Origin of the sequence: Caulobacter sp. (genome assembly GCF_049283275.1) — a bacterium.
Taxonomy (GTDB): Bacteria; Pseudomonadota; Alphaproteobacteria; order Caulobacterales; family Caulobacteraceae; genus Caulobacter.
In genome coordinates this window covers 1-7,040 of sequence record NZ_JBAPVS010000260.1, presented here as the reverse complement: position 1 = coordinate 7,040, position 7,040 = coordinate 1, and the positions used below count along the sequence as shown (strand labels likewise).

Genomic DNA, 7,040 nt, shown 5'->3' with positions numbered 1-7,040 from the left:
GGATCGGCCCTATGCCCACCTGGCGCTGACGGGCTTGCCCGTCAGCGCCCAGGCCCAGGTCGACGCGGCCCTCAAGGCCGTGCCCGGCTCGCGCCTGCGCACCTACGAGGTGCGGCGCGAGGCCGATGACGCCGCCCGCGTCGTGGTGGGGAGAAAGGGCGAGAACATCCTCGTCTATGTTCACCCCGAGACCCTGCAAGTCCTGAAGGTCATCAATGAGAACGATCGCCTGATGGACATCGACAAGACCATCCATGGCGAGCTGCTGATGGGCGACAATGGCTCGATCCTGGTCGAGTTGGCCGCCTGCTGGGCCATCGTCATGGTGGTCACCGGTCTCTATCTGTGGTGGCCGCGTCAGGCCCAGGGGCTGGGCGGGGTGCTCTATCCGCGGCTTGGTCGCGGCTCAAAACTCTTCTGGCGCGACATCCACGCTGTGACCGGCGTGTGGGTCTCCAGCCTGGCGCTGTTCCTACTGCTCACCGGATTGCCGTGGGCCAAGGTCTGGGGCGACAGCCTCAAGGAGGTCCGCAAGCTGACCGGCACGGCCGTGGCCAAGCAAGACTGGTCCAACGGCCGCGCCGGGGAGAAGGCCGAGCGCAAGGCGATCGACGCTTCCGCCGGGTCGGAACATGCCGAACACATGGCCGGCATGGATATGGCCAGCATGGACATGGGCGCTATGGACATGTCGGCGATGTCCGTTGAGGCGACGCCCGCCCTCGACCGCATGGCCGCGACGGTGCGGGCCATGGATCTGCCGCCGCCGGTGCTGGTCGCGCCGCCCTCCAACAAGAAGGGCCGCAACGCCTCGACCGACTGGACCGCGCGGTCGGATACGCCCAACCGGCCCCAACGGGTGACGCTGACGCTCGATCCCGACACGGCCCAGGTTGTCCGTACCGAGACGTTCTCCAGCCGGCATCCGATCGACAAGGTGATCGGATACGGCATCGCCGCTCACGAAGGCCAGCTGTTTGGCTGGGTGAACCAGGTGCTGGGCGTTCTGGCGGCTGTGGGCCTGATCACCCTCAGCATCAGCGGCGTGGTCATCTGGTGGCGCCGGCGCCCGGACGGTCAGCTGGGCGCGCCGCCCGCCTTGCCCGAAGGCCGCATCGCGGTGGGCGTCGGCGTGCTGATCGTGGTGTTCGGCGTTCTGCTGCCCGTGCTGGGGATCTCGATGATCGCCATCGCCCTGATCGAGCGCCTGGCCCTGCGTCACATCCCCGGCGTCCGCCACTGGCTGGGTCTGCGTCCCGTGGGGGGCAGGGCATGAACGCTCTTTTCCAACGGACGCCAGCCTTGGCTTGAGGGGCCGTCCCTCCGCCATCTTGCCCCTACAGACGCTTGGCCAGGCCGAGCCGCATCCTTGTGGAATGTCCCATGTCCCAGTCTTTCACCCTCGCGCCGGCCCCACTGGGTTCGACACAGCGCGTCAGACCCTCCGCCGATTGTACGGCGCGGGAGGTCTGAGCCCTTGTCGATGGCTCAGGTCAGCGCTTGGCCTTGCCCTTCGTCTCAACGCGCGGATCCAGCTTGTTGCGGTGGAGGAAGGCCGAGAGCTGATCGGCGACCGCGACATTGTTGAGATCGGCGAAGGGGATGTGGGTGTTGCCCTTCAGGCCGACCGAGGGCAGGAACAGGATCTCGGCCTTACCGCCGCGTGCATTCACTAGGTCGACAAACTTCCGGCACGTCTCAGCATAGGCGGACCAGGCGGGCGACTTGTCGATATTGTCGCCGAACACGAACTGGATCGGGATCCGCGTGAGCTTTCTGAACTCCTCTGGAGACACGATCACCGGGCCGAAGCGTTCAGGGCCCTTGGGCGCATCGAAATCCGTCGGGAACACGTAGCCGGGGTCTTCATAGGCGACGATCGCCTTGACGTTGTCGCTCTTGAGCGCCGTCAGCAGCGCCCGCAGGCCGCCCGCCGAATTGGTGACCAGCACGGATGGGCCGATCCGATCGATGGCCACGGCCGCGGCGTCCGCTTCGAGTTGAGCGTTCTCGACCGTATCGAACTCGTCATAGCGCGCGCGCGTCGCCTGGTTCCAGGCTTCCGGATCCTTGGTGGGGAACTGCACCCCCGGGAACCAGTCGGGATATTTGGCGCCGAGCCGCCAGGCGACGAAGTTCTGCTGATCCTGACCTACCGCCGGCTTGTAGGTGTAGGCGGCGCAGCCCCAGTTGCCGCGGCCGACGCGCGGGCCGTCCCACAGGTAGACGGGAAAGCCGCGGCGCAGGAAGATCGATTGATAGCCTTCGCCGCCGTCCCAGCGGTTCTGCCAGACCTTGGTCGACGAGCTGTGCCACATGAACAGGGCGACGCCGCGGGCCTGGGCGGGGATCTGGTATTCGACGTAGCCGTGGTCGCACGAGAGCGTGCGGTCGCCTTCGCGCAGCACCGCGCCGCCCGCCTCGAACGCGCCCTGCTTGACGATCGGGATCGGCGCCGCCGTCTGGGCGGCGTCCGCCGCTGACGATCCCAGGGCGAGCAGCATGCCCGCGCTGGCCAGGCAGAGAAAGGCGCAACGCCCGATACCACGCTTCACAGCCACCGGCTTACGCTCCCCAAAGCCTTGTTCGTTGCCGACATTCATCGTCTCCTTTCGCCGCGCCGAAAAGCGCTCCTTTTGATCGGCGTCACGGCTTTCCGACGCCCGAAATCTTCCGGAGAGCGGAAAGCCGTGCTTCATCAATTGCGCGCCCCTCGGCTGATCGAGGAAATCAGTTCTCCCGCAGGCATGAGAGGCCCAGGCTGAGACCGATGGAAAAACTGAAATTCTACATAGACGGCGCCTGGGTGGATCCGACCGAGCCCTCGACCTTGGACGTGGTCAATCCTGCCACGGAGGAGGTCTTCGCGCGGATCAGCCTGGGTTCGCGGCAGGATGTGGATCGGGCGGTTGAGGCGGCGCGGCGCGCCTTTACGATCTATTCCCAGACGAGCGTCGAGGAACGCCTGTCCTGGCTCGGCAAGATCATCGAGGGCTTCAGGGCGCGCCTGCCGGAGCTGGCGCGGACGATGACCCTCGAAATGGGTTCGCCCATCACCTTCGCGACCGAGCGCCAGGCGACCGTGGCGCTGTTTCATTTCGAAGAGGCCGCGCGCGTGCTGGCGCGATATCCGTTCGAGGAACGCACGGAGACCGGGATCATCCGCCGCGAGCCGATCGGTGTCTGCGGACTGATCACGCCGTGGAACTGGCCCCTGAACCAGGTCGCCTCCAAGGTCGCGCCGGCGTTGGCCACCGGCTGCACCGTCGTCCTCAAGCCTAGCGAGATCGCGCCGCTCAGCGCGATGTTGGTGGCGGAGATCATCCACGAGGCCGGCCTGCCGGCGGGCGTGTTCAATCTGGTCAACGGCCACGGCCCCACGGTGGGCGAGGCGATCGCCGGCCATCCTGAGATCGACATGGTCTCCATCACCGGATCGACGACGGCGGGGATCCGGGTGGCCAAGCTGGCGGCGGACACCGTCAAGCGCGTCGCCCAGGAACTGGGCGGCAAGTCCGCCAACATCATCCTTCCGGATGCCGATCTGAGAACCGCCGTGATCCAAGGCGTGCACGCCTGCTACACCAACGCCGGCCAGAACTGCCAGTCGCCCACCCGCATGCTGATCCCGCGCTCGGGGCGGGACGTGGCGTTCCACGCCGCGCGCGAGGCGCTCGACACCATCCGTCTGGGCGATCCGCTGGACCCGGCGACCACCATGGGGCCGCTGGTCAGCCAAGCCCAGGTCGACAAGGTCCAGGCGCTGATCCAGTCGGGCGTCGACGAGGGAGCCACCCTGGTGGCCGGTGGGGCGGAGAGGCCGGCCGGACTCGATCAGGGCTACTACGTCCGTCCGACCGTGTTCGGCGACGTGACGCCGGAGATGAGGATCGCTCGCGAAGAGATCTTCGGCCCCGTGCTGTCGATCATCAGCTATGACACTGAGGACGAGGCGATCGAGATCGCCAACGACACGCCGTTCGGCCTGGCGGGCTTCGTGCAGTCCGGGGACCCCGCTCACGCGCGCCGCGTCGCCAACCGCATCCGGGCGGGGCGCGTCTACATCAACGGCGCCGTGTTCGACCGCAGCCTGCCGTTCGGCGGCTACAAGCAGTCCGGAAATGGACGGGAATTCGGAATCTTCGGGTTCGAGGAGTATCTCGAGGTGAAGGCGATCCTCGGTTACGTGGACGAACCGTCGACCAATTGATCCGAGGCGACGACCAGCACGATCTTGCCGATCTGCTGGTTGGCTTCCATCAGCGCGTGCGCGTCGGCCGCGCGGTCGAGCGGGAACGTGGCGCAGACGTGGGTCGTCACCAGCCCCTGGTCGAGCAACGGCCAGACGTGCTCGCGCAACGCCGCCGCCAGCTCGGCTTTGAAGGCGGCGGTGCGGGGGCGCAACGTCGAGCCGGTCAGGGTCAGCCGGCGGCGCACCACGCTGCGCGTATCGATCTCGCCGGTCGGGCCGGCATGACTGGCCAGCAGCACGAGGCGGCCGCCCTGGTCGAGCAGGTCCATCTGGCGCGCCGTGGTCGGGCCCGCCTGGGCGTCGATGATCAGGTCGCAGCCGCCGGGAAACAGGGCGCGGACCTGATCCTCCCAATCCGGATCGCGATAGTCGATCGCATGCGTCGCACCCACCGCGCGGCATAGGGCGCGCTTCTCCTCGCTGCTGGCGGTGGCGACGATGCGGGCGCTGCGCAGCCGGGCGGCGATCTGGATGGCGGCCAGCCCGACGCCGCTGGCGCCGCCCTGCACCAGCAGCCGCTCACCCGGCTCCAGCCGGCCCAACAGCATCAGCGCGTTCCAGGCGGTGAAGAAGGCCTCCGGCAGCGAGGCCGCCTCGACTAGGTCGAGACGGCCGGGAACGGGCAGGCACTGCCCCGCCGGGGCCACGCAGTATTCGGCATAGCCGCCGCCGTTGACCAGCGCGCAGACCCGCGCGCCGGGGCGAGGCCAGGCGACGTCGTCCGCCGCCTCGACGACGGTCCCGCTGACGTCCAGTCCCAGGATCGGCGAGGCGTCGGGGGGCGACGGATAGAGGCCGCGACGCTGTTGCACATCGGGCCGGTTCACGCTCGCCGCCGCGACGCGGATCAGCACCTGGCCCGGGCCCGGCGCGGGGCGGGGCAGGTCGCTCACGACGAGCCTGGCGATCTCGCCTTCGCCCTCAACGGTGATCGCTCTCATCGTTCTCTGGGCGGCGATCATGCGACGCCGGACAGGTCCAGTCTCCGTTCTCCCGACGGAAAACCATAGGGTTCGCGCGCTTGCGGCGACCGACTGGCCATCTCGGCGGAGATGGTGTCGGCGGTCGCCAGGACGCGCGGCAGATATTGCTCGACAGCTTTCTGCAACGGCATGGCCGCGGTGATCCAGGTGAACCCCAGGCAGGCGACGACGCGGCCGTTCTCGCGCACTGGCACCGCGATGGTCGAGGATTTCGGCTCGATCGACGGACCGCGCGTGGCGTAGCCGCGCTCGCGCACCTGTTCGATCATTCGCGTCATCGCCTCGCTGTTTCGCGCGGGTTCGTCCTCGGGATCGGCGCTGTGCTTGACGATCTCGAGGATGATCTTCTGCTCGTTGGGCGTGCTGTGGGCCAGGTAGGCGCGTCCTAGGGCGCGGCTGACCATGCTCAGCCGCATGTTTAGCGAGGAATGGAAAAGCGACAGCGAGGTATAGGGAATGCTGCTGGCCCGCACGACCATCGCGTTGAGATCGAAAAGCGCGAGCGCGAGCGGCCATCCCTCGCGCTTGGTGAAGTCGATCATGATCTCCTCGGCCACCTCGATGATCAGGGGCTCGTGGTGGAAGCCGCTGGACAGCGATTTGACCCGGCCGAGCAATTGATAGGTGCCGTAGCTGGAGGATTGCGCGACCAGACCCTTGGCTTCCAGGGTGCGCAGCAACCGCACGATCGAGGGCTTGGGCAGGCCGGTCTCGCGATGCAGGTCGTTGATAGTGGACAGCGGGCGGCGGTTCAGCGCCTGCAGCAGGTCGATCGCGCGCTCGACCGAACGGATGCGGTTGCTCTTCTCCGGTCTTGATTCCTTGATCATGACGACCTCCCAGGGCGGCTCTGCGGCCCACTCCCTTTCACCCCGTTTCGCCAAGCGACGGTGCGGGGAGGGGAGCCTCTTCGCAATGACCATATAACCGCGTTCCGCCAGGCGGAAAGCGCCAAACCGATCATTGATGCGCCTGGGCGGATGCAGCACTCGGCGAGCAGCCGCGGTACGGCCGCGAGACGTTCAAGGGAATGGAAAAGCGATGGTCGACGAACTCTTCAGCGTGACAGGCAAGGTGGCCTTGGTGACCGGCGGGACAAGCGGAATCGGGCGGATGATCGCCCAGGGTTTCGTCGATCGCGGCGTGAAGACCTATGTCGCCGCTCGGGATCTCGCGCGCGCCCAGGCGACGGCGGAGGAGCTTTCCGCGGCGGGCGGCGAATGCGTCGGCCTGGCGGCGGATGTCGGCGATCCCGAAGGACCGGCCGCGCTGATCAATGCGCTCAAGACGCGAGAGGAGCGGCTGGACATTCTCGTCAACAACGCCGGCGCCAACAATCGCGGACCGATCGAGGGCGTCAGCGCACAGGCGTGGGACGGGGTGATGGACGTCAACCTGCGCGCGCCCTTCCTGCTGATCCAGCAGGCTCTGCCTTTGCTCCGCGCGGCGGCGAGCGCGGAGGCGCACGCCAGCATCATCAACATCGGGTCGATCGGCGGGCTGCACATCCCCAACTGGGACGCCTATCCCTATGGGGCCTCGAAGGCGGCGATCCACCATCTGACGCGCGCCCTGGCCAAGCGGTTCGGCGCCGACCAGATCCGCGTCAACGCCATCGCCCCGGGACCTTTCCATTCGCGCCTGACCGACACGACATCGGAAGCGGTCCAGAAGAGCGTGCAGACCTATATTCCGGCCAATCGGGCGGGCTCGCCTGAGGACGTCCAAGGCGTCTGCGTCTTCCTGGCCTCGCGCGCGGGGGCCTATGTCAATGGTTCGACCATCGCGTTGGACGGGGGCTATAT

At 67.4% G+C, this 7,040-nt stretch carries 6 protein-coding genes; 3 read left to right on the top strand and 3 right to left on the bottom strand.

Features of this window, described 5'->3' with window-relative positions; genetic code table 11:
- The coding region (locus tag WAL33_RS14630; protein ID WP_422182249.1) for a PepSY-associated TM helix domain-containing protein at nucleotides 1–1,276 on the top strand (1,276 nt) is incomplete at its 5' end.
- Between the two features lie 217 nt (nucleotides 1,277–1,493).
- Here the strand turns inward: WAL33_RS14630 and WAL33_RS14625 are convergent.
- Nucleotides 1,494–2,555, bottom strand: a complete 1,062-nt coding sequence (locus WAL33_RS14625; RefSeq protein WP_422182248.1) for an alpha/beta hydrolase — start codon at nucleotides 2,553–2,555, stop codon at nucleotides 1,494–1,496.
- A 215-nt stretch (nucleotides 2,556–2,770) separates the two neighbouring features.
- Here WAL33_RS14625 and WAL33_RS14620 point away from each other — a divergent pair, with 215 nt between their 5' ends.
- On the top strand, nucleotides 2,771–4,210 hold the full coding sequence (locus WAL33_RS14620) for an aldehyde dehydrogenase family protein (protein WP_422182247.1): 1,440 nt from the start codon (nucleotides 2,771–2,773) through the stop codon (nucleotides 4,208–4,210).
- Here WAL33_RS14620 and WAL33_RS14615 read toward each other — a convergent pair.
- Nucleotides 4,183–5,193, bottom strand: a complete 1,011-nt coding sequence (locus tag WAL33_RS14615) for an NAD(P)H-quinone oxidoreductase (protein WP_422182246.1) — start codon at nucleotides 5,191–5,193, stop codon at nucleotides 4,183–4,185. The genes WAL33_RS14620 and WAL33_RS14615 overlap by 28 nt on opposite strands.
- A 17-nt stretch (nucleotides 5,194–5,210) precedes the next feature.
- On the bottom strand, nucleotides 5,211–6,224 hold the full coding sequence (locus WAL33_RS14610) for a DNA-binding transcriptional regulator (protein ID WP_422182245.1): 1,014 nt from the start codon (nucleotides 6,222–6,224) through the stop codon (nucleotides 5,211–5,213).
- 52 nt (nucleotides 6,225–6,276) lie between these two features.
- On the opposite strand from WAL33_RS14610, the gene WAL33_RS14605 reads away from it, so the two are divergent.
- Nucleotides 6,277–7,040 (top strand): SDR family oxidoreductase (locus WAL33_RS14605; RefSeq protein WP_422182244.1); only part of this gene is annotated, 764 nt, incomplete at its 3' end.

Bases quoted from the DNA above. Each gene is read 5' to 3' on its own strand.
- WAL33_RS14620 (WP_422182247.1), top strand. From the start codon at position 2,771: ATGGAAAAACTGAAATTCTACATAGACGGCGCCTGGGTGGATCCGACC.
- WAL33_RS14615 (WP_422182246.1), bottom strand. From the start codon at position 5,193: ATGAGAGCGATCACCGTTGAGGGCGAAGGCGAGATCGCCAGGCTCGTC.